A 2,750-nucleotide genomic window follows, 5' to 3' on the forward strand; every position below is an offset into this window, starting at 1 on the left:
CCGTTGTAGGCCTTGATGCGCTTCAGATACAGCTCGACGAGGCCGGTGGTGGTCAGCTCGCCGGCCAGGATCGCGGCCTGGATGTCGGTGATCGTCGCTTCCTGCAGATGGAACTTGGTCGGTGCCGCAATGGCCGAGGGCGCCATCGCCAGCGAAGCGCCGAGCAGCAGGCCGACGACGGCCGGGACGAAACGGGGAGACAGCGACATGAAACGCTCCTGCGGGCGGGTGACAGCGGGTAATGCCCGTTCAATCGGGCCGTCCCACTAGGGACGCACCCGCGCCCCCATACCCCACCTTCGGCGGCGATCGCGCAGTGCAGCGGTGGGGGAGCCGCCGCCGCCAACGTCTGAACAGGAACGGCATCGATTTGCCGAAACCTTTTGCCAGGACGCCTCATGCGCTGCCCCCCACTGCTTGTCCTCCCTGCCCTGCTCGCTGGCGCCCTCGCGGCGCCCTGCACCGCGAACGATCTGCTCGACAGCTACCACGAAGCGCTCGACCAGGACCGCACGCTGCTGGCCGCGCAATACGCGCGCGATGCCGCCGTGGAAGCCAAGCCGCAGGCGGTGTCAGCGTTCCTGCCGCGGCTCACCGCCACCGGCAGCCACGAGCGCAGCCACAACGAGATCACCACCAGCGGCAACCGGATCATCACCGACCCGACCAATCCTGCCCCCACCGCCAGCAGCAAGGTTGATTTCTACAACACCGCCGACCAGGCCCAGGTGCTGCTGTCGCAAACCCTGTGGAGCTTCGAAGCTTTCCAGCGCCTGAAACAGGCCGACATCAGCGTGGCGCAGGCCGAGGCGACCTACCGCAACGCCCAGCAGTCGCTGATCCTGCGGCTGGCCCAGGCCTATTTCGAAGTGCTGGCCGCCAACGATGCCTTGCGCACCGGCAGCGCCGAACGGGCCGCCACGGAACGCCAGTGGCAGCAGGCGGAGCGCCGCCGCGAAGTCGGCCTGGCGACGATCATCGACGTGCAGGAAACCCGCGCCGCCTTCGACGCCAGCATCGCCACGGTGATCGCCGCCGAGCGAAGGGTTGCCAACGCCCAGCGCGCACTGGAAGAAATCACTGGCCGAGAAGCCGATCCCGGCCAGGCGCTGGCCGAGAACATGCCGCTGGCACCACCGACGCCGGCGCGCATCGAGCCCTGGCTGGACGCCACCCGCAGCGACAACTACGACCTGCGCATCGCCCGCCTCGGCACCGAGATCGCCAACCGCAATGTCAGCGCCGTGCGCGCCCGCCACTACCCGACCCTGGCCTTGACCGCGACCTACAACGAGAACCTCAACAGCAGCGAACGCAATGCCGATTCCACCCGCGGCGGCATCGGCGTCAACTTGAGCCTGCCGATCTACGCCGGGGGCCAGATCGCTTCGCAGGTGCGACAGGCCGCCGCCCTGGGCAGCCAGTCGAAAGCCAGCGAGGAAGGCACCCAGCGCGCCGTCGAACGCCAGACCCGCGACGCTTTCCAGGGCGTGATCTCGGGCATCGCCAGCGTCCAGGCCACGCAGGCGGCGATGAAGTCCAGCCAGCTGGCGCTGGAGTCGAGCCAGCTCGGTCTGAAGGTTGGCACCCGTACCGAGGTCGATGTGCTGACTGCGCTGCGCAACCTGTACGCCGCGCAGCGCAGCTACTCGCAGGCCCGTTACGACTATCTGATCAGCGTGCTGAGCCTGAAGCGCCAGGCTGGCCGGTTGGCGGAAACCGATCTCGCCGAGATCGATGCGCTGCTGATCGTGGCCGGACCGGCAACACCGCCACCCGCGACACTGCCGCCGCCGGGTTAAGAAACTACTCGCGGGCGCCGGTTGACCAGCAGGCCGAAGCCTAGCGCCGTCACCACCATGGTCAGGCCGTAGATCATCGGCGGGATTCCCATCGTCGGATTGCCGAGCAGCTGTGGCGACAGTGCAATGGTGATCGCCAGCGCCGCGTTGTGGATGCCCACCTCGAGCGCGATCGAGATCGCCTGCGGCTTCTTCAGCTTCACCATCATCGCCACCGCATAGCCCACCGCCAGACTCAGCACGTTGAAGACCAGCACCGCCGAGCCAACGGTGGTCAGATTGGCCATCAGCGCCACGCGCGCGGTGACGAACACCAGCGCGAACATCAAGGCCAGCACCACGATCGACAACAGGCGCACCGGCCGGTCCAGCTGCTGCGCCAGCACCGGCCGGCGCCGCCGCACGCCCATGCCGACCACGACCGGCACCAGGACGAACAGGAACACCTGGATGATCTTGGCGAACTGCAGCGGCACGTCGCGGCCTTCGCCCATGAAGTACGCCAGCGACAGATTCACCACCAGCGGCAAGGTGAACAGCGAAAGCAGTGAGTTCACCGCCGTCAGCGTGATGTTCAGCGCCACATCCCCCTTCGACAGATGGGAAAAGATGTTGGCGATCGGCCCGCCGGGCGAAGCCGCGAGCAGCATCAGCCCCACCGCCAGTTCCGGCATCAGGCCGAAGCCCACGGCGAGACCGAAACAAACTGCAGGCAAGAGCAGCACCTGGCACAGCAGCGCCACGACGACACTGCGCGGCTGTTCGAGGACGCGACGGAAATCGGCACCGGTCAGCGACAGACCGAGGCCGAGCATGATGATCACCAGGGCGATCGGGAGCAGGGAGTTGAGCGAGGACATGTGCCGATTGTCCTCGGATAGACGATGCGCAGGAAGCTGCCGCGAACGGCAGCTTCCTGTGATTCACAGCGATGCAGGCATCTAAGGC

The 2,750-nt window shown here is 67.0% G+C and carries 2 protein-coding genes and 1 pseudogene; 1 reads left to right on the forward strand and 2 read right to left on the reverse strand.

Annotation, left to right across the window (positions count from 1 at the left end; genetic code table 11):
* Nucleotides 1-209: pseudogene (locus tag QZY06_RS01345) on the reverse strand (hypothetical protein); the annotation flags it as partial.
* Between the two features lie 189 nt (nucleotides 210-398).
* Between QZY06_RS01345 and QZY06_RS01350 the strand changes: the two are divergent.
* The gene (locus QZY06_RS01350; RefSeq protein WP_295679202.1) at nucleotides 399-1,802 is read left to right on the forward strand and encodes a TolC family outer membrane protein; all 1,404 of its coding nucleotides are present in this window, start codon (nucleotides 399-401) and stop codon (nucleotides 1,800-1,802) included.
* Here QZY06_RS01350 and QZY06_RS01355 read toward each other — a convergent pair.
* Entirely contained in the window at nucleotides 1,799-2,662 is an 864-nt protein-coding gene (locus tag QZY06_RS01355) for a bile acid:sodium symporter family protein (protein WP_295679204.1), read from the reverse strand. The two genes, QZY06_RS01350 and QZY06_RS01355, sit on opposite strands and share 4 nt — an antisense overlap.
* Nucleotides 2,663-2,750 lie beyond the last annotated feature (88 nt).

Source organism: uncultured Nevskia sp. (assembly GCF_903885465.1).
Taxonomy (GTDB): Bacteria; Pseudomonadota; Gammaproteobacteria; order Nevskiales; family Nevskiaceae; genus Nevskia.